This window comes from Spirochaetia bacterium (genome assembly GCA_022482625.1).
Classification (GTDB): domain Bacteria; phylum Spirochaetota; class Spirochaetia; order Sphaerochaetales; family Sphaerochaetaceae; genus Pleomorphochaeta.
Genome location: JAKVOU010000001.1, coordinates 239,812 through 260,013, shown reverse-complemented (window position 1 = coordinate 260,013; position 20,202 = coordinate 239,812). Strand labels below are relative to the sequence as shown.

Sequence of the window (20,202 nt, the reverse complement as noted above, 5' to 3'; positions counted from 1 at the left end):
TTGGTAGTTTTTTACGCAAATTGGGGCTATCCCGTTAGCTTATTATTGGTTATCTTTTGTACGAAAGATACAACTATTCGGAGGAATACATGAGTGAAAAGGACCTGATGAGAGCCGAACAGATGCTCCCGTCCAACCTATTCATATTACCGGTAAGCCCTACCCCGGTATTTCCTGGCTTGCTTACGCACCTGATGTTCACTGACAACAGGGACATCGACGTGGTCAATCAGGCCATCAAACACGGTGGTAACCTCGGCCTTATCCTCACTAAAGATTCAGCTGAAGAGGGTGAATCCTATGATAGGACAAACCTCTATGAAGTAGGCACCGTCGCAAAGGTAGTCAAGCAAATAAAGTTACCGGATGGAGGCGTACATGTCTTCATTTCAACAATAAAGAGATTCAAGGTACGTAATTTCTTGCAAAGCGGCCCCTACTTGATTGCTGAAGCTGAATATCTGGATGATATTTTACCGGGAGATGATACCCTTGTCCCATGGACACGTCAGCTGTATGTCAGAGATAAAGAACTTAGGTTCACATGATCCGATGTTCACCGAGCAGATGAAGCTCAATATGATCAACATACAGGATCCTGGCAAACTTGCAGGACTTCATTGCTGCAAATATCCAGATCGATGGCAAGGAACAGCAGGAACTGCTTGAGGAGCTCGACGTACGCGCAAGGATCGAGAAGCTCTTGATCCACATAAAGAATGAAGAGGAAATCTCCAAGATACAGCAGAACATCCTTGAGAAGGTCAACCAGAAGGTGTCAAAGAACCAGAGGGAATTTTTCCTTCGTCAGGAAATGAACACCATCCAGATGGAACTGGGGATAAAGAAAGACCCCAAGGATGACCTGATCAAGAAATATCATGACAAGTTCAAGAAACTCAGTCCTTTCATGAACGATGAAGCAAAGGAAAAAGTCGCTGATGATGTCGGACGCCTGGCAGGACTTGATATGATGAGTCCTGAGTTCTCACTTACGAGGACTTACCTTGATGTTGTCTTTGCCTTGCCATGGAAAGAGGGGAAAAAGCAGAACCTTGATATCAAGGCTGCCAGGAAGATACTTGATCATGATCACTACGGCATGAAGGATGTCAAGAACAGGATACTGGAATTCCTTGCCGTCAAGGACCTGAAGAAAGATGACAAGGGTGCCATACTCTGTCTGGTCGGAGCTCCCGGCGTAGGTAAGACGAGTGTCGGTACTTCCATTGCCCGTGCACTGGGAAGGGAATATTTCCGTTTCTCTGTCGGTGGCATGAGGGATGAAGCTGAGATCAAAGGCCACAGAAGGACCTACATCGGGGCAATACCTGGCAAGATCATCAAGGGACTCCAGACGGTCAAGACCAACAATCCGATATTTCTCATCGATGAAATAGACAAGATGGGTGAATCCTACCAAGGAGACCCGGCAAGTGCCCTGCTGGAAGTGCTTGATCCTGAACAGAACAATCACTTCAGGGATAATTATCTGGATCTCCCCTTTGACCTGAGCCATATACTTTTCATTGCAACTGCCAACTCAATTTCTACCATACCTACTCCGTTGCTGGACAGGATGGAGCTGATTGAGGTCAGCGGATATACCAGTGAGGAAAAGGTCAGGATCGGAAAGAAATATCTGGTACCAAAGAGCCTGAAGAAAGAGCGGGCTTACCGGCGATGATGTCAAATTTTCCTCAGTAATTCTCAGAAAAATCGCAGAGCGCTATGCCAGGGAAGCCGGTGTAAGGAACTTTGAGAAGAATTTGGACAAGATCAATCGTAAGATTGCCTTGAAGATATTGGAAAATCCGGATCTTGCCCGACCTATCAAGGTCAATGACAAGGATCTGAAGGAATTCCTTGGCCTTCCATATTTCAATGACGATGATATCATCGTCGCTGACAAACCGGGTATGGCAATTGGATTGGCTTGGACAAACATGGGCGGTGATACGCTTGCAATAGAAGCCCAAGCTTTCAAGGGAAACGGCAAACTCCAGTTGACAGGTCAGCTGGGTGATGTGATGCAGGAAAGTGTCAACATTGCTCTCACCTGGCTGAAGAGTCATGCAGTACAGCTGAGGATTGATCCTGAGTGGTTCACCACCCATGACATTCATCTCCATGTACCTGAAGGCGCCATCAAGAAGGACGGACCAAGTGCCGGTGTCACGATGACGACAGCTTTGTTCTCCTTGGCTACAGGCCAGGTCATCAGGCCGCATCTTGCCATGACAGGTGAGATTTCCCTGATGGGCAAGGTACTGCCTATCGGAGGCCTGAAGGAAAAGGTCCTTGCTGCAAAGCGAAACAGGATTACAGATATCCTTATTCCTGCAAACAACAAGAAGGATTTGGATGAACTGGATGAACTAGTAACCAAGGGTGTCAGCTTCCATCTGATGCACGAGGTAAACGAAGTCTTGGATTTTGCTTTTCCTGATGACAAGGATGCAGTCCGGCCACAAAAGGAAGCTGCTTCTGTCGAGGAAGACAAGAAGCTGAAGACAATGGCAGCGACCATTGCGACCGCGGTCAAGGAGGCTCTCAATGGTTGAGCTCCTCAGCCCGGCCGGAGATTTTGATAAACTTAAGACGGCGTTGGCTTTCGGGGCCGACGCCGCTTATATGGGGCTTCCTGCTTATTCGCTTAGGGCAAATGCCCGTAACATTGCCTTGGATGACAAGGAAGCTCTTGAGCAACTGAGGGTTAAGACCGGTAAGAAACTGTATCTGGCAACCAATATCCTGTTTCATCAGGATCAGATTGAGCACTTTGAAAAAAGTGCAGGAGAGCTTGCTTCCTGGCCTTTCGATGCTTTCATTGTGTCTGACTTAGGAGCCATGGATATACTGAAGGAATATTGTCCGGATAAGGAGATCCATATTTCCACCCAGGCAAGTTGCCTCAATGCCAGAGCTGCAAAGACATACTACAGGCTTGGTGCGAAAAGAGTCATTCTTGGCCGTGAGGCTTCGATCGACGATATCAAGCGAATCAAGGATGCCGTGCCTGAACTCCAGATAGAAACGTTTGTCCATGGTGCCATGTGCATGGCCTATTCAGGCCGTTGTCTCCTTTCTGCTTTCTTTGCAGGGAGGTCCGGCAACCAGGGTGACTGTGCCCATTCCTGCCGGTGGCATTATCGGCTAGCTGAAAAGAAGCCTGCTGACCTTGCTCTTGAAGAGCTTGAACGACCAGGGGAATACTATCCTATCAGCGAGGAAAACGGCTATACGACCATCCTCAGTTCAAAGGATCTGTGCATGATTGACCATCTGCAGGATCTCATTGATGCTGGTGTCGATTCCTTAAAGATTGAAGGCAGGATGAAAAGCCTCTACTATGTAGCAGTTGTTACCAGGGCATACAGGAAAGCTCTTGACCATGTAGATGACTGGAAGGAATATCGCAAGGATTTGTTCAATATCAGCCATAGGGAATACTCTACGGGCTTCTTCTATGGCAACAATAACAAGTTGGATGATGATATCAACACACCTACTATCGACGGCTATGAGAGAAATTACTTGTTTATCGGTATCATTCATGATGAAGTCAAACCAGGGATATGGAGCCTTGATGTCCGGTTCCAAGTCAAGAAAGGCCAAAGGTTGGAATATATCGGAAAGGATGTCCTGCATCTGATTGATGATGACTATACACTGTTGGATGACCAGTTCAATGAAGTTTCCCAGATTGACCATTGCAAAGTCCAGTACCTGAAGACTGACAAACCTGTAAAAAACGGGTATATCATCAGACGTCTGAATGAAGGTGATCTGAGGTCAACGGCATTGCTTCCAGAACAGAACAATACATAGTCAAATATCTGTCATTAATCATTTCTAATTATGAGAATAAGTTATCTTCTGTCTGGTAAACAGACAGAAGGATTTTTTTTTAAGATACTTTCATGATTATCATCAGGATGATCAACCTAACAGGGGAAAGTAACTTCGATTTAATTGCTTTATATTACAACAGTTTCTTCGGTTAAGATGGACTTTGATATCCATCTTTGTATGTAATTGTACAATTCATAAAGTTAGATGTATTGGTTTGCCAAACAATGTTTTTAAGCCAACAAGCTATTTTCTTATTGGCATAGCACATCTAAGGACAAACCCATATTCTCTGTAATTAGCTCATTCAGAATACTAAGAACCATGCGGTACACCTCAGGGAATACCGGCAAGTCATAGTATAATGCCACAGAAAGCTCCTTGTATTTCATGTGCAGGCCCCTAGGTTCCTGCACCTCCTTTCAAAATAGTCAAATTGACAAATAGGTAATCAGAAAGCCCGCACAGCCCGCACATAGTTGTTGCTGCCCCTGTGGCTGTCGACTTTGCTGCCATCGTAGAAGTCCACGCTGTACGCGCTGCAATCGCTGGACTGAGAAGAACTCCAATACCAATCGCTCCTGAATCCTCCGATACTATTTCTTTGCCTATACATTTCATATAACTCATCCCTTGATGGCAGGAACCAGTCCCTGTATCCGTTCAGTGTCTTGTCATAGCACAACCTTGCTGCATAGGTGCCGCTTCCAAGTGCCCCCACAATTGCCTCAGTGTTTGCCTTCCCTGTCCCGATTGCAGTATACGTCGAGACTGATGTACCATAGCCTCCCCAGATATAATATCCTTCATCATAAGGTGCCGCTTCAAGATACCGCCAGCCATCGCTATAGGAACCCTTGTCATAGAACACCTTACCTCCCGCAGGTCCAGTACTACCGATCGTATAGGTAATTTTCTTCGTATATTCTCCGCTTGTTGCAACCGCAGAATTTGCCATGCCACTCTTCACCGCCATGGCTTTTATTGTAGTCGTAGCACTCAGGGGAATGCTTCCTCCTGATGTAATATGGCTGCTACTTGTCGTCGGTGTAGTACCATCTGTCGTGTAGTAGATGGTGGCCCCACTGGTACTTGTCATTGTTACGCTTTGCGTATCACTGAAGGTACAGCCTGTAGGACTGAAAGTCGGTGTCGTTACTGTTGAAACTGCAACTGCCTTACTTGCCACTCCAGAACTGGCAAAGTTGTCCTTCACCGCTATGGCCTTCACCGTCTTGCCACTTGTCAGGGTAAGGCTCGTCCCTATTGTACTCGATGCAGTCGGAGTACTCCCGTCCGTCGTATAGTGGATGGTTGCTCCGCTGGTTCCACAGCTGATGCTTACCTTCTGCCCGCCTGTCGTTGCACTCTGGGAAATGACTGGTGTCGCCACCTTCAGGGTATAGGTGTTGCTCACAGGTGCAGAGTTCACTTCCCCGCTTGCCTCGTTGAATGCCGTGACCGTCGTCCCTGTGCTTGTGATGCTGATGCCTGACGAGGAATATGTTTTGTAGGTACCGCTTCCTACCTTGTAGCGTATGGTATCGCCAGTCAGTGTCAACGTAAATGTATTGCTGTAGGTTCCTGTGGTCTTGCTGAAGCCCGAACTTGAGGCAACACTGTAGGTCTGTGTCCCTGTGGCAGACCTGACCATCCCGTCCTTTTCTGCATAGGCCTCCACCTTGAGCTCCTTGCCCTGCGTCACCCGCACTGCCATCCCTTCTGTCCAGTCCCCGTAGCTTCCGCTGCCTACCGCATACCGGTAATGGACGGTTGCTCCGCTAGTCTTGCAGCTGATGGCAACATCTTGCGTATCTCCTGAACTCAGGCTGAAGGTCGGTGTCACTGCAGCAGAAACCGTAACAGCTCGGCTGGCTTCCTCTGAGTCCAGCAGGTCAGCCTTCACGGCAACTGCCTCTATCGTCTTGCTCTCTGCAAAGGTGAACGGAGCCGTATAGCTCTCTCTCGTACTGCTGGTCGCAGGGTCAGTCCCATCTGTCGTGTAGTAGATTGCCGCTTCTGCTGTATCGGTTGCCATGGTCACCTGCTTGCCGCCGGTAACATCACCTGTGCTTATCGTCGGCTGTGCCGCCTTGGTAAAGTCAGCGTCCTCGAAGCTTATCGTCCCGCTCGACTCCAGCCCCGTGAACACGTTCACCATGTCCATCCCTGAGAAAGTAATCTGTGTACCGGAAGGATTGGTGAACCTCACCCCTACCATGTAGTCACCGGCATCGGCACTGCCACTCACCGTCGCACTGCCCCCGCTTGCTGTCCCTTCATACCAACTGTCCCCAAGGCTTGCCTCAACCTTGGTAAAGGTCGATGACAGGTCTTCCGGCCAGCTTATCCCTATGCTATAGGTCCCGGTGTCACTTGTAAGGTAATGCAGGGTGAAGCTGATGGAACTCGTCTTCCCTGAGTTGACTGCGACTCCGGTTGCATCGGCCTGTTCGGTGATCACCGTCCCGTCGCTGTTCATCCCTTCCACATGGAAGTCCCAGGTGCCTACGGGAATGCTGGAGACCGTATTCTTTTCACCGAGGATCAAGGTCTGCTTGGAAAGCGTCTTGCTGCTGTTCGTCTCTTCCCCCCAGAAGGACACCTGGGTGACCTTGGCACTGCTTCCGGGAGTTATCGACTTGGAAGTACCTTCGTCTAAGCCAAGCTGCAGTTCACCGTAGGGATCAGGTTCCTGACAACCTGCCAACAAAGGCAGAACAGAAAGCAAAGCAATGAACAAAAGTTTATATACACATATAGCAGATTTCACTTTCTTGTTTATGGACACAGCAGGACCTCTTTTAACCCAATAAGGAAGTGTTTCCTTATAGGTACAGGAACACCCCTTCATGTGATTTCTTTTCAAGTTTTGATTATGTCATAACTTTCATTATTTACAATAGACAACTAACTCAAACTGTAAGAAAAGTTATATATTAAATTGAATTATTTCTTTGTTTTTCAAAAATACAAATTACTCAAGTGCTTAAATCACGCCAGAAAGGGTAAAAGAGCAAAAAAGAAAAATTTAAACAATGAACTTATCTTTAGCAACTTATACCACAAGTGTATACCGCTTCTATCAACAAGGGTGCCTGTTTTTCTATTACGGCTTTGTTCTGTCATAATTCTTAAAAGCCTATTATCGTGTACAAAAAGTTGTCTTACACTATTACAAAGATAGAGTCCTTAACACTTAATTATATTGACCTACACTGTATAGAATTTTTATACTAAACGAATATATTGTATGGAAAAACATGCAGTTAGGAGGCAAAGCTATGAGGAACCCTTTGGGTATCTATAAGGGATTGCATCATGAGATCTACGTCATGGCATTTGCTTCATTCATCAACTGCTTCGGTGAGTTCATAACATTGTTCTTCTCTCTTTACTTGACACAGAAACTTGGATATACCACAGCAACGGCAGGCATTATGGTCTCTGCCTTGTTCATTGCGCATATCCCTGGTTCCCTACTTGGAGGAAAGCTTTGTGATCGGTTCGGCAGAAAGGGACAAATGATCTGGAGCCAGACTGCCATGGCAGTGTGTTACCTTACATGTGGATTCTTTCTTACCAAATCCTTTGCTCCATATCTTATCATCCTAGGCAAATTCTTCGATGGTATCACCGACCCTGCCAGAGAAGCCTTGGAAGCTGATATTACAGGTCCCAAAGACCGCCAGGCTGCTTTCAGCCTCATTTATTTTGCCATCAATGTTGCTTATGCAACAGGGCCTCTTTTGGCAGCTTTTCTTTATACAACGCATCCAAGCTGGCTCTTCTGGGGAAGCGGATTGTTACAACTTGTTGCTATGATCATCGTACTGGTTCTGGTATCAGAAACATTGCCAACAAAAGAAGTTGTTTCAGAAAGTAAAAAAACAGAAACTGCAGAACGGGCTGAAACTGGTTCGACATTGAAGGCCTTCCTTGCACGTCCTCAGTTGATTTGGTTTTCTTTTGGAATCCTCCTATGTAATTTTGCCTATAGCCAGACCACGTTTTCTCTACCACTGGAAACTGAAAGCTTGTTCGGAGTTAATGGCGCCAAGCTCTACGGAACCATTGTCACAGTCAACGCAGGACTTATCCTTCTTGCAAATCCACTTGTGCTTGCATGGAGCAAAAAGAGAAATGAGATTCGAAGCCTGGTTATGGCGGCAATCTTGTTTACCATTGCATTTACCCTGTTTGCCTTTATCCATATACCTTGGCAGTTCTATCTGTTGACAGTAATTTTTACTCTTGGAGAACTGCTGGTAAACAACAACGAAGCCGCCTATCGGTTCAATAACATACCGATCAACTTCAGGGGAAGACTCGGTGCAGTGGTCAAGATGTTCTGGACTGCAGGAAAACTATTAGGGCCACTTTTTGGTGGTATGCTGCTGAGTGCTTTTTCTTACCATGGACTTTGGCTTGCCGCAGGAACCGGCGCCAGCATAGCAGTTCTCTGCTTTGCCATGTTAGGAAACAAGAAATTCCAAACTGATAAAATTCTTCACAAAGATGCAGGAACAAAGAGCTGATACAGTGCTTGGCTTATGTAGTAATTCTTTTCAAGATTAAAAAATTCAGATGATTTATTTCACTTTGTTTTATAATGATTTTACAGTTTATAGGTTTTCCTCACAATAACATCCTGAACCTTCCGCAGTCACATCACCTACTGAAGGCATCTATTTCTCTCAATGATAAGGATACAGGATTCAAAACACTATCTAACTATACGGAAATAAAATCAATTTTCATTTTCGGTTGAGTTAACGTATTATGGAAATATACGATTACAATCTGTCAATTCCATCTGCGAAACTTCAGTTGACGCCATAGAGCTGTCATTCCTTCTATGATAAGATAGTTACAGCCAAGAACAGAAAGATAAGGGAACCGAACGCCTTTTTAGAAATTGGTGACGGCCTAGTCATTAATATCTATAAGGTATTGCTAATAGGTATTTTCCAATGCAATGAATAATAGATGGAAGATTTTATACTATAAGCAGGACATTTGTAGGAATTACGAAACAGAAACAGTATGCTTGCCAGACTGCACATCCGGCAAGAAACTTAATCAGTTTCTACGCTGTTGTAACAGGAGAAGTTTGATGGCATCACAGCAGGAATTTGTACAATATCTCACGGACCAGATGCAAAATGCAGGGTGTATCACCTATCGCAAGATGTTCGGTGAGTATGGGTTATATTGTAACGGGAAAATCTTTGCACTTGTTTGTGATGATCAGCTTTTTATAAAAATTACGGATGCAGGACACAGACTTCGTCCTGAATTGGCAAAGATGCCACCTTATGCAGGAGCAAAGGACTATTTCCTCATCGAGGATATTGATGATTCAGAAACCTTAGTGGCTTTGGTAACTGCAACCTGTGAAGAATTATCAGAACAAAAGCCAAGAAAGCGAAAACGTACAACATGATTACACCTACTCTTTAAGAGAAAAAGGTTATAGCCTGACACACAGGTGTATGACTTATAGCCAGATATTCAAGTGTAGATGAGTACTTTATGAAAGATAGGAAAAACTCAGAATGGATCTTATATTTACAGATGGCAATGATAAACATTTTATCGCACTGTGCCATGAATTGGATGAGTATTTGAACTACATTGTCGGTGGAGAGAAACAAAGGGCTCAATATGTCCAATACAATAAGTTGGAAAATATACATGATGTTGCTCTGGTTATCGAAAACGGAGAAGCGGTTGCATGTGGAAGCTTCAAAGAGTACGGACCTGGCATAGCAGAAATAAAAAGAGTCTTTACAAAAGAAAAGTATAGGCATCGGGGGTACAGTAAAACCATATTGGAAGCACTTGAGAAAAGAGCATTTGCAAAAGGCTATAGAAGGTTGATCTTGGAAACTGGAATGATTTTGAAAGAAGCAATAGGACTGTATGCTTCAAATGGTTTTCATATCATCAAAAACTATGGTCAATATCGCAATATGCCAGAATCCATTTGTATGGAAAAGGATTTGATTCCCTAGCTATAAGTTCTATTCAAAGAAATTGATGGAACCTAAAATGATACAATACGAAATATATCTTACCAAGATCTTATTTTAAGAACTTATAAGAAACAAATAAATTTTGCTTGTAAAACCTCTGTTCATTGATGATAATGTATACCGACAATCAAAGTAGCAGTAAACTACAATTAAATATTTTAGATTGTTCTAAGGAAATTTATACAAATATCTATTTAGTAGAACTTATAACTTAAAGGTCTATGAAAAGCGACTTACAACAAAAACTGTTTTCCCAAAAACAAATAGAATCGTTTTGGGGGAAAACAAAGCAGCAAATAGATATGCAATCAATTAGTAAAATAAATAATTATACTTTTTTGAAATCATATTTTAGTCATACAGGTAAGTTTATTACTATATTTTGGTATATATAAAAAATTGTGTAACATCACTTTGGTAATATGTGGGGAATTTGTCATTTCAGTGTGTTTTGATGTGTTTTGCGTGCTACCACTTGCAAAGCCTCTTACTTACATCTATGCTAGGATCAGTTATTGCTTAGGAAGTCTGTAAAAAACGACTAAATAACTATAACAGAAGTATGGAACTATAGATTAAGAAAAGATAATCATGGTATCAACTGATACTACTTTTTATCGGTTTTCGTAGAACCTGATAACAATTTTAGGAGGAAAGCAAATCGAATTTTGAGTATTTCAAAATCCTTTTTTGCAACATCTACATGAACAAACAGAAACAAACAAAGAAAATCTTCTTTTATTCAACGCTTGTCCTGGCAGTCTCACTTGGCTTGACAGGATGTAAGAAGCAGTCGACCCAACAAGTTTCAACACCGACGGCAACTGCTGCAACAGCATCAAGCACCACTACAAAAACTACAACAGCGCAGCCTACAGTTACTAAGGCAGAAACTGCTACTACAGAAGCTACGACATCTTCCAACAAGGAAACAACTACCGCTACAAAGACGGCTACTGTTGCAGCAACTACCGCAACTGAATCTAGCACGGTAAAAACCTCTGCAGAACAACCAAAGGCCGAAACTACCAAGGAAGTAACTGCACAAAAACCAGCTGCTCCTACTGCAGCAACATCAACTACCACAGCAGCATCTAGCACAAATGCAACAGAACAACAGTCTACGACAGCTAAGAAAGAAGCTTCAACGACTGGGGAAGCAACGACGACAGCAACCAAGACAGCTGCAGAAACAACAACTACAGCCAAGGTTGCAACAGCACAGCCTACAGCTACAAAGGAAGAATCCACTGCAGCTACAGCCTCTTCTGCTACGACGGCACAAACCAACGCTACTGAAGAAACGGCAACTACCAGTGCGGCTGCTTCCACTAAGAAAGCAACAACAGAAGCTACGACAACAACCGCTACTGGCACAACTGCAAAAGAAGAAACAAAAACAGCTGTTTCTGCTACTACTACTGAAGCAACTCAGAAAGAGACCGCAAAAGCAGAAAACACCTTCAATGCTTCCGATCTCGGTTTCACTGTCAAAGACGCCAAGTTGTATTTCAAGAGCCTGCTGTTGAGCAATTCAAGTATTGCGCAAGATACCAGCGATGCTACTTCTGAGACTTACACCTTAGAAGATGGAACTATTATAATTGTAGACAAAGACGGCACCATTACGGCAAAGCTTCCGAATCAGATTACCATCAAGACCGATGCAAAGCTGAGTACCTTCACTACAGGTTATGGCTCATCTGTATCAATAAAGCTTCCATTGACATCTTTCAGCACAGAGGATAATGGATACAAGTTCTCTTACGGAAAAGACATACTCATCAAGGACACACCTCAGGAATTGTCTGCTAGCTACGGCAAGCTTACCCTGTTGCTAAGCGGGAAAAAGACACTTATATCCTTTGCAGGTCAGCCACTTGAAACTTCAGCAATCACATCTTTCTCTGTAACAGAAAAAGGTTTTGAACTTTCTCTGAAAGATGGTGCTAAGATTTCTGCTGATGCGACAGGAACATATACGTACTCATTCCAGAATGGCAATGCAATCAAGCAAACATCTGATGGCCTTACCATTGTCAATTCAAATGCCAACGTACTGCTTGCCGGTAACTTTGCAAAAGCTGCCTATGTTGCAGAAACCAAGGTAGTTACCCTTACAACTGACAAAAATGATGCAGTAATGATTGACCTTGAGGGAAACGTACAACATCAGAAATCAACTGAAGCAACCAAGGCAACATCCACAACAAAGGAAACATCAACAGTTACAAAGACTGCTGAGGCAACCACTGCTGAAGCAACCACTGCTGAAGCTACCACTGCTGAGGCTACCACTGCTGAAGCTACCGCTGCTGAAGCTACTACTGCTGAGGCTACTACTGCTGAAGCTACTACTGCTGAAGCTACTACTGCTGAAGCTACTACTGCCGAAGCTGCTACTGCCGAGGCAACCACTGCTGAAGCAACCACTGCTGAAGCTACTACTGCTGAAGCTACTACTGCTGAAGCTACTACTGCTACACCAGCAAAAACAACTGCCCCTGTTTCACAGCCAGCTGCTATTACCAGTGAACAGGAAACTACGGTTTCTAAAGCAACTACAGCAAAGAGTCCTTGGGCAATTCAGACCAGCATCAAGGGTGATCTCTATTACCAGGATGATCTTTCAGATAACCCGCAACTGGGAATTTCTGGTACAGTCGGTGCTACCTATCTCTTTACAAACGGATTAAAGGGAGGTTTATCCATCGATTATACATATGGAGCTGAATATAATTCCAACAACTCAAGCGACAAACAACGGATGGATATCAAAGCGTTGATACGCAAAGACTTCAAACTTGTTGTTCCTGTTTATGTACAGGCAAGTGCAGGTGCAATCATTAATCTTGACGCATCTGACAGTCTGGCAACTCCATTCTCTCTTGGAATTGAAACTGGTACATTGATTCCTGTTTCTGGCAATACTGCTGTAATGGTAGGCATTGGAGATGAGATGGTATTCTCAAGTGATGCTTTTGGTAACAATGTCTATGGCACATTAGGTCTTGATTTCTCACTTTAAGCCTCACTCTTAAGTAAGAATGCTCTTCTTTGACAAATTGTCAAAGAAGAGTATTTTTTTGAATCTATTGGTTTGGATTATTTTATACTTTATCTTCATATCTAAGAAACACAGGAAATAATTCCCTTATTGACATGGTCTTATTCTACCAATACTATCAATGTAAATTGAAAGAGTTTAACAGGAAAGAATATTGGTTCCCTTATGTAAGCGACTTCAGGGATTTATATTCTCCTGCGTCTTTTTCATAAGAACTCATCATGCAACCCTCTAGTAGACTTATACCATCATGTCGACACAGTCTAGGATGGTTAAAAAAGAACAGGAAGCATTACTTAGAGGTACTTCCTGTTCTTCAACGGTTTCTAGAAAGAAATCTTATAAGGCTTTGAGCATCTCAATATGCTTCTGGCCCTTTTCAATCTTTTCCTCGAATTCAGCTTTTTTGGATTTTTCCTTGTCTATTGCTTCCTGCTTGGCATTGGCAATGAACTTTTTATTTGAAAGCTTCCGTACTGAACCCTCAAGGTTTTTCTGTGCAACCTTGATCTCTTTCTCAAGTTTTGCAAGTTCCTTCTCAACGTCAATTGCTTCCTTAACGAACAGGAAGGCTTCAAATCCTTGACCGGCAAAAGGAACAGCACTGGCAACATCAGCACTTCCGTCAGCATCAATGACAAGACTACTGCAGGAAGCAAAACTAGCAAGTAATTCTTTTTTCTGTTCAAAGAAATCTGTTGCGGCAAAACCTGCGTCACACTTGATGGTCACTCTCACCTTCTTATCTGGTGCAATACCAAGATCTGCCCTCAGTGCCCGTATGCCCTTTACGGCCTCTTGCATGGAAGCCACAAGACCGCTTGCCTCTTCATCAACCCATTCCTGTTGATAGGTCGGGAACGTACTGGTAATAAGGGGACCATCACAACCAGGAAGCTTGTCATAGATTTCTTCCGTAATGAAAGAAAGGTATGGATGCATCAGTCTCATCGATTGAGTCAGCAAGTCAAGCAACAGAGAAATTGCTTCATCCTTGCTTTTTCATCATCGCTGTAAAGCTTTCGCTTGGAAGCCTCGACATACCAGTCACAGAAATCATTCCAGAAGAAGTCATAGATTGCCTGGGCCCCATCATTGAACCGATAGTTCTCCATTGATTCCTTGACTTTCTGGCAGGCTTTGCCGAAGCTGTCATAGATCCAACGGTCCATCGTGTCTTTTTTGATGGCTGCCACATCTACCAAGGTCCTTCCTTCAAGGTTCATCAACAGGTAACGTGCTGCATTCCAGATCTTGTTTGCAAAACGGGAACCAAGCTTGAATGAATCCATATCAATGAGGATATCCTGCCCTTGGGTAGCCATATAGGCAAGTGTAAACTTCATGGCATCTGCACCATAGGCATTGACGACATCAATCGGGTCTATGCCATTGCCCAGGCTCTTGCTCATCTTACGTCCTTGACGATCCCGCACAAGGCCTGTGATATAGATATCACGGAACGGGACTTCTCCGACAAACTCAAGACTTGCCATGATCATCCTGGATACCCAGAAGAAAATGATATCGTATCCGGTAACCAAAGTAGTCGTCGGGAAGAATTTGTCAAAGTCAGGAGTCTTGTCAGGCCAGCCGAGAGTTGAAATAGGCCACAACCAAGAGCTGAACCAAGTATCAAGCACATCTGTTTCCTGCTTCAGGTCAGTACTGCCGCATTCCGGACATTCCGTCGGATCCTCACGGGCAACAATCATCTTGCCACACTTCTGGCAATACCACACAGGAATTCGATGTCCCCACCACAGCTGACGGCTTATGCACCAGTCCCTGATTGAAGTAAGCCAGTGTGTATAGGTATTTTCCCATCTTTTCGGGTAGAATTTAATCTCACCTTTTTCCCAAGCAGAAAGAGCCTTTGCAGCCATATCCTTCATTGAGACAAACCACTGCTGAGACAGATACGGTTCAACTATGGAATGGCAGCGATAGCAATGTCCCACTTCGTGGTCATGCTTGGTCACGTTGACCAGCAGTCCCAGTTCTTCCAAGTCTTCTGCAACAAGTTTCCTTGCCTCTACAGCAGGAAGATTGCGGTATTTTTCAGGACAGTTGTCATTCAAGGTTCCGTCAGGATTGAGGATGTTGATTGCTTCAAGTCCATGGCGTTTGCCACATTCCCAGTCGTTAGGGTCATGGGCAGGGGTAATCTTTACCATGCCGGTACCAAAGCCGATATCAACGAAGCTGTCTGCTATGATCGGAATTTTTCGGTCGGTAAGCGGCAGATCAAGCATCTTGCCTACCAAGTCCTTGTAACGTTCGTCATCAGGGTTTACGGCAACAGCTACATCACCGAACATCGTCTCAGGTCTTGTGGTTGCAATCTTGATGCTACCTGAACCGTCACTGTATGGATAGAGTATATCGTACAGTTTGCCAGGGGTAAGTTCATATTCTACTTCGTCATCAGCAAGGGCCGTACCGCAATGCGGACAATAGTTGACAAGATACTCACCTTTGTAGATGAGACCTTTTTCATACAAGGAGACAAAGGCTTCCCTTACTGCCCTGCTCAGGCCTTCATCCATGGTAAACCTTTCATGGTTCCAATCGCAGGAGCATCCGATCTTTTCAAGCTGCTTGGTGATGATGGCATGGTGCTTGTCTTTTACCTGCCATGTTCTTTCCAGGAACTTTTCCCTTCCGATGTCCTGTCTTCGCAGGCCTTCCTTTGCCAATTGCCTTTCCACGATGTTCTGCGTGGCTATGCCGGCATGGTCGGTTCCCGGAACCCAGAGTGTAGGGACTCCAGTCATTCTATAGTAACGGATAAGTATGTCCTGCAGGGAATTGTTCAAAGCATGTCCCATATGAAGGATACCTGTAACATTCGGTGGAGGCATTACGATGGAAAAGTGCTCGCCTTTTCCATCTTTTGGGCCAAAGAGCCCTTCCTGCTTCCACTGTGCGTAGATCCTATCCTCAAAATCCTTTGGGTCATAGGCTTTTGATAATTCAACTGCCTTCACGTCGATGCCTCCTGAATAGATACGAAATGCATAGCACCCATACTACCAAAAAGGCAAAATGTGAACAACACCTTTCCAGAGGCTAATAAGGTTCTTCCAAAGTAAATCTTATCATCGGAGTTGGCTTCTATTGTATTACGAAAAATAGTACACTTATCCAAAGGAATTCATTCCATGTATTATCAAGTTCTTCTTTATTGAAGAACTTGATAATAAAAGTCAAAGCAGTTAGTTCCTACATCGGACAGATGAAAATGCCTCTCCCCTTTCATTTTGTTTTACAAGTTCCTTCAGGGAAAAATTCTCTTCATAGGTCGGCCTAATACCGATATCGTGTAAAAGTGCATATTTTTTAAAACTATTGTTCATATCCGCTTTCAGCATCGAATCAACAGTTTTTGCATCAAAAATTTCACATTCAAACAACTTCAGCACTACTGCTTTATATGATATTGCGAAAGTATCCATCAGTAATGTTTACTTTGTAAAGATCAAGTTGTTGTGTAACTTACTTTTCAGATTTATTTGTATATTAACCTATATTTATACCAGTAGCCGAAAAACTCCATCCCACAGAATTATATTGTCCGATATATGCCTTACGGTAATCAAAGCTTTCACTGCGTAATTCATAAAATCGATTTTTGTTTTGGTAATACAATGATTCAGATAGAAGTTTATTCATCACTCCATTCCTCGTTCCGCCACTTTTTGAATGCTTCCTTCTGATATTTTGCATGGAACAAATAAATCTGTATCAGTTTTTCAGCAATTCTGATACCTTCTTTTCCCTGTGTAGAAGAAACTCTACCCATAAATGCCTTAAGTGGCGCCTTTGGTTTACTAGAATCAGAAATTTTGACCAATTCCTCCATTGGCACCTCAAGATAATCTGCAATCTGCTTGAGCTCATGTGCAGTTATCGTTCTTCCTCCATTAAGCATTTTGTTAACAGTCTGTTTAGAAATCCCAAGATTTTCAGCAAGATCAGTTTGTTTCTTTTTTAGTTGTTTAAGTTGCATATAGATATTATGTGCAAGCACTTCATTCATATTGGTCATTGCCTTGCTTTTCCTCTCTGCCTAAAACATACTGCATCAAACAATAGCTGTAATTAATATCCATATTAGATACTTTTCTTATTTTAATCTCAAAAAACCTATTTAAAATAATACAAAGTCCCCTTTTTGCAAAAATTTTCCTCACAAAACAATGTGACAGAACAAAAAGGATTTAACACAATTCTGTAGAATCTTCGATAAGATATGGAATATTGCTACAGACCAGCATGTCTTTGATTGGACATGCCGGTCACATTTACCGTCCTGTTTATGAGTAAACAGGTTCGGGTCCTTCAATGACTTTCGCCATAAGTCCTGCGGCCTTTTTACCGGACCGTATCATACCACCGAATACAGGGCCCATGCGATAGGCTCCATAGACCGCGTTGGCAGCCATACCGCTGACAAACAGGCGTGGATATACTTCCCCTGTATGCTTGACGGTAGCTTCTTCAGCATCGCGGACTTTCAGGGATCTTTCTCCCATTACTTTGCCGGTTGCAGTCTGCAATTTTATATCATTCTTTCGCAGCAAGGTATTGACGACTTCTGCAGGATGTCCCGTTGCATCAAGCACACATCGGCAGACGGCCATCAGAGGATCAACGCTCATCCTGTCCCTCTGGACAGGTGTCCAGTTCAAGACGACACCAGCAATGCTGTCATCTGATGCAAATACAACATCTTCTGCACTGATCATGTTAAGGATCTTAACACCTGCCCCTACAGCTCTGCTTATCAGAGTTGATGCCAAGAATACGGCATCCAAGGTGTAGAATCCATCCTTTGGTTCCGGAAGTGGTATCTGCATCTCTTCCAATACGTGGGCAGCTGCTTCCTGCACGAGTATATTGTTGAAAAACATACCGCCGCCCCATACACCGCCGCCGGGCGTCAGTTTCCGTTCACATATGGTGACATTGTATCCTTGCTTTGCAAGGAAATAGCTACAAATCAGTCCTGATGGTCCTGCGCCGACGATAATGGCATCAGAGTGAAGAGCTGACTTGAATTTGGCATAATACGTATCTGCGATACGTTCCGAAATGGTGTACTCCAGCATATAAGCCTCCTGCTGTATGGATATAGGTATCCCGTGCAGGAAAAAACATCATATGGTACTTTAGTCGGGGGAAATAGGAAATTGTCTTCAGTTTCATTACATCCTCCCTTCGCCGGCATGATCCGGATCAGGTTCAAAGGGTATGATCTCAGCCCCGCACGGGCACCCCTGTGATAACATTATCCTAACTTGCAACAAGAAAAGATGCAAGAGTCTTAAAAAAGGTATAAGTTCAATTCTTATTTTGTACGGTAAAACAATAAAACAAATACAATTATTATATTATAACAAATTGTTTAACTATTCTTATTATGCTGTAATACTATCGTATTACAGTATTTTGATAGTAATTTACTACAAAAACTTGAAATTATTAAAGCAAGTCCCTTACTTCCTTTGCAACAGCCAATGCAAAAGTATGATGACCTTTCTTGGTAAAATGTACGGCATCGACTGTATTCGGCTGCGCTATTTTGCCTGCATCAATGAATGCACAGGAAAGGTCTTTTGCCTTTTTCCCCAATACGGATGCAAGTTCAATTGACGGAGCAAGTGCCTTCTTTCCTCCGAAGGCACTGCAGAACGAAGAACTTTCAATGGTAGGGCCCAAAGGCATCGGAGCAACGATCATAACAGGAGGAACACTCCCCTGTCGGACTTGCAGTTCTTCTCTGGTCATTGTTACCAGTTCTCCGATATGGTCGGCAATAGAGTCAACATCGACGAAGAACTGTAGCTTCAAATCATTGGTTCCAAGCATCAGGATGACCATATCAAGCGGAAAGTGTGATCGTAAACAAGGGATAAGACTTTTCTTCCCGTTCTTGGCTTCCGGACAGTCATCAAGAGGATCGTCGTAGACAGTCGTGCGTCCGTTCATGCCTTCTTCAATGACGTGGTAAGAAGATCCTAATTCCTGCTGCAGGACATTTGGCCATCTCTCGGGAAAAGGGACTCTTCCTCCGGTAGTATAATCGATGCCCCACGTGTTGGAGTCTCCGTAACAAAGTATGTTTTTCACTTGATTCATCTGTTTCTCCTTATGCTTCGTGTATCCAGGACTACAAGGCAGCCAGCCCTTTTATATATACCGCAGCGTTGATTGCTGCAACCGCGCCGTCAGAGACGGCCGTTGCGACCTGGCGAACCTGTTTGACTCTGATATCCCCTGCTGCATAGACGCCTGGAATTTTTGTTTCCATCTTGGCATTGACTGAGATATAGCCTCCTGCAAGGTCAAGTTGGGTATATAGCTGGGTATTCGGAACTGTTCCCGCATAGACAAAGATGCCGCAACCGTCGTCGTCGACAAGTTGCCTTTGTACCTGTCTTTTCATCTGTAAGTTCAAGCCGTTCTACATGGTCTGTACCATAGACTGCCGTCAGGCGCTTTTCAAGCAATACTTCTACATTGTCAAGTTTGGAAAGTTTGTCATGAACTGGGGAATAGCTCCCAGTCTACTTTCAAAATGAATGACTGTGAGCTTTTTAGCAAATGCAGAGAGGTAGATAGCCTCTTTGATGGCTCCGTCAGCACCACCTACAACATAGATATCCTTACCTTCATAGTTCTTGCCATCCCTTGCAGCATTCAAACCGATGCCTTTACCTGCAAGCTCAGATTCTCCGGGAATATCAAGTTTCTTTGGCGTTGATCCATTTGCAAGGATGACTGCGGAAGTTTCATAGACCTGTTGGTTTGTGGTAATTGTTTTGGCTTTCCCTCAAGCGTTACTTCTGTAACTTCTTCATATCTGATCTCTACACCGGAAGAAAGAGCCTGCACTTCCATGCGCTTTGCAAAAGTTGCACCCGTTTCTTCAGGTAATATGGCTGTATAGTGGGTAACGGTTGATACGTTTCCTATGATACCGCCGACTTTTTTCTTTTCCAAGACAAGAACCTGAAGACCTCGGCTGGCTGCATATACTGCTACACTGATTCCTGCAGGACCGGCGCCAATAACAATCAAATCATATCGCATATGTCTATCTCCTTATCACGTGGACCGTGATGTCGTAATAACCGAACAGCTTCAGAAAAAACTGTTCGATAAACTCTTTTTTCCATCAGCAGTAGTATAACTTGTTGACATAATAAGATAAAGTTATTTATAATTATGATATAATAA

Annotated in this window: 10 protein-coding genes, 3 pseudogenes and 1 riboswitch; of the genes and pseudogenes, 6 read left to right on the top strand and 7 right to left on the bottom strand. The window is 43.6% G+C overall.

Features of this window, described 5'->3' with window-relative positions; genetic code table 11:
• The first annotated feature begins 89 nt into the window (after positions 1 to 89).
• Positions 90 to 2,564: pseudogene (lon, locus tag LKE40_01230) on the top strand (endopeptidase La).
• Positions 2,557 to 3,831 (top strand): U32 family peptidase, encoded by a 1,275-nt coding sequence (locus LKE40_01225; protein ID MCH3916110.1) that lies wholly within the window; start codon positions 2,557 to 2,559, stop codon positions 3,829 to 3,831. Before lon ends, LKE40_01225 begins: the two are co-directional and overlap by 8 nt.
• Positions 3,832 to 4,303: 472 nt before the next feature.
• Here LKE40_01225 and LKE40_01220 read toward each other — a convergent pair whose 3' ends face one another.
• Entirely contained in the window at positions 4,304 to 6,625 is a 2,322-nt protein-coding gene (locus LKE40_01220) for a chitobiase/beta-hexosaminidase C-terminal domain-containing protein (GenBank protein ID MCH3916109.1), read from the bottom strand.
• A gap of 511 nt (positions 6,626 to 7,136) precedes the next feature.
• Here LKE40_01220 and LKE40_01215 point away from each other — a divergent pair.
• The 4 genes from LKE40_01215 (at position 7,137) to LKE40_01200 (ending at position 12,918) form a co-directional block, all read left to right on the top strand.
• On the top strand, positions 7,137 to 8,390 hold the full coding sequence (locus tag LKE40_01215) for an MFS transporter (protein ID MCH3916108.1): 1,254 nt from the start codon (positions 7,137 to 7,139) through the stop codon (positions 8,388 to 8,390).
• A gap of 578 nt (positions 8,391 to 8,968) precedes the next feature.
• Positions 8,969 to 9,298, top strand: coding sequence for a TfoX/Sxy family protein (locus LKE40_01210; protein MCH3916107.1), 330 nt, complete (start codon positions 8,969 to 8,971; stop codon positions 9,296 to 9,298).
• A 112-nt stretch (positions 9,299 to 9,410) separates the two neighbouring features.
• Positions 9,411 to 9,869, top strand: a complete 459-nt coding sequence (locus tag LKE40_01205; GenBank protein ID MCH3916106.1) for a GNAT family N-acetyltransferase — start codon at positions 9,411 to 9,413, stop codon at positions 9,867 to 9,869.
• A 724-nt stretch (positions 9,870 to 10,593) separates the two neighbouring features.
• Positions 10,594 to 12,918, top strand: coding sequence for a hypothetical protein (locus LKE40_01200; GenBank protein ID MCH3916105.1), 2,325 nt, complete (start codon positions 10,594 to 10,596; stop codon positions 12,916 to 12,918).
• Between the two features lie 378 nt (positions 12,919 to 13,296).
• Here the strand turns inward: LKE40_01200 and LKE40_01195 are convergent.
• The 6 genes and pseudogenes from LKE40_01195 to LKE40_01170 all read right to left on the bottom strand — a co-directional run bounded on the left by LKE40_01195 (position 13,297) and on the right by LKE40_01170 (position 20,055).
• Positions 13,297 to 15,947: pseudogene (locus LKE40_01195) on the bottom strand (valine--tRNA ligase).
• Between the two features lie 228 nt (positions 15,948 to 16,175).
• Entirely contained in the window at positions 16,176 to 16,415 is a 240-nt protein-coding gene (locus LKE40_01190; GenBank protein MCH3916104.1) for a hypothetical protein, read from the bottom strand.
• A 209-nt stretch (positions 16,416 to 16,624) separates the two neighbouring features.
• Complete coding sequence (locus tag LKE40_01185) at positions 16,625 to 16,999, bottom strand: helix-turn-helix transcriptional regulator (protein ID MCH3916103.1); 375 nt, start codon at positions 16,997 to 16,999, stop codon at positions 16,625 to 16,627.
• Between the two features lie 277 nt (positions 17,000 to 17,276).
• On the bottom strand, positions 17,277 to 18,071 hold the full coding sequence (locus LKE40_01180) for a sulfide-dependent adenosine diphosphate thiazole synthase (GenBank protein ID MCH3916102.1): 795 nt from the start codon (positions 18,069 to 18,071) through the stop codon (positions 17,277 to 17,279).
• An 88-nt stretch (positions 18,072 to 18,159) separates the two neighbouring features.
• Positions 18,160 to 18,251: riboswitch (TPP riboswitch) on the bottom strand.
• 193 nt (positions 18,252 to 18,444) lie between these two features.
• A complete protein-coding gene (locus LKE40_01175) occupies positions 18,445 to 19,101 on the bottom strand; it encodes an SGNH/GDSL hydrolase family protein (GenBank protein MCH3916101.1) in 657 nt (218 codons plus the stop codon).
• Between the two features lie 31 nt (positions 19,102 to 19,132).
• Positions 19,133 to 20,055: pseudogene (locus tag LKE40_01170) on the bottom strand (FAD-dependent oxidoreductase).
• Positions 20,056 to 20,202 lie beyond the last annotated feature (147 nt).

Bases quoted from the DNA above. Each gene is read 5' to 3' on its own strand.
- LKE40_01225 (MCH3916110.1), top strand. From the start codon at position 2,557: ATGGTTGAGCTCCTCAGCCCGGCCGGAGATTTTGATAAACTTAAGACG.
- LKE40_01190 (MCH3916104.1), bottom strand. From the start codon at position 16,415: ATGGATACTTTCGCAATATCATATAAAGCAGTAGTGCTGAAGTTGTTT.
- LKE40_01175 (MCH3916101.1), bottom strand. From the start codon at position 19,101: ATGAATCAAGTGAAAAACATACTTTGTTACGGAGACTCCAACACGTGG.
- LKE40_01210 (MCH3916107.1), top strand. From the start codon at position 8,969: ATGGCATCACAGCAGGAATTTGTACAATATCTCACGGACCAGATGCAA.
- LKE40_01205 (MCH3916106.1), top strand. From the start codon at position 9,411: ATGGATCTTATATTTACAGATGGCAATGATAAACATTTTATCGCACTG.
- LKE40_01215 (MCH3916108.1), top strand. From the start codon at position 7,137: ATGAGGAACCCTTTGGGTATCTATAAGGGATTGCATCATGAGATCTAC.
- LKE40_01185 (MCH3916103.1), bottom strand. From the start codon at position 16,999: ATGAATGAAGTGCTTGCACATAATATCTATATGCAACTTAAACAACTA.
- LKE40_01200 (MCH3916105.1), top strand. From the start codon at position 10,594: ATGAACAAACAGAAACAAACAAAGAAAATCTTCTTTTATTCAACGCTT.
- LKE40_01180 (MCH3916102.1), bottom strand. From the start codon at position 18,071: ATGCTGGAGTACACCATTTCGGAACGTATCGCAGATACGTATTATGCC.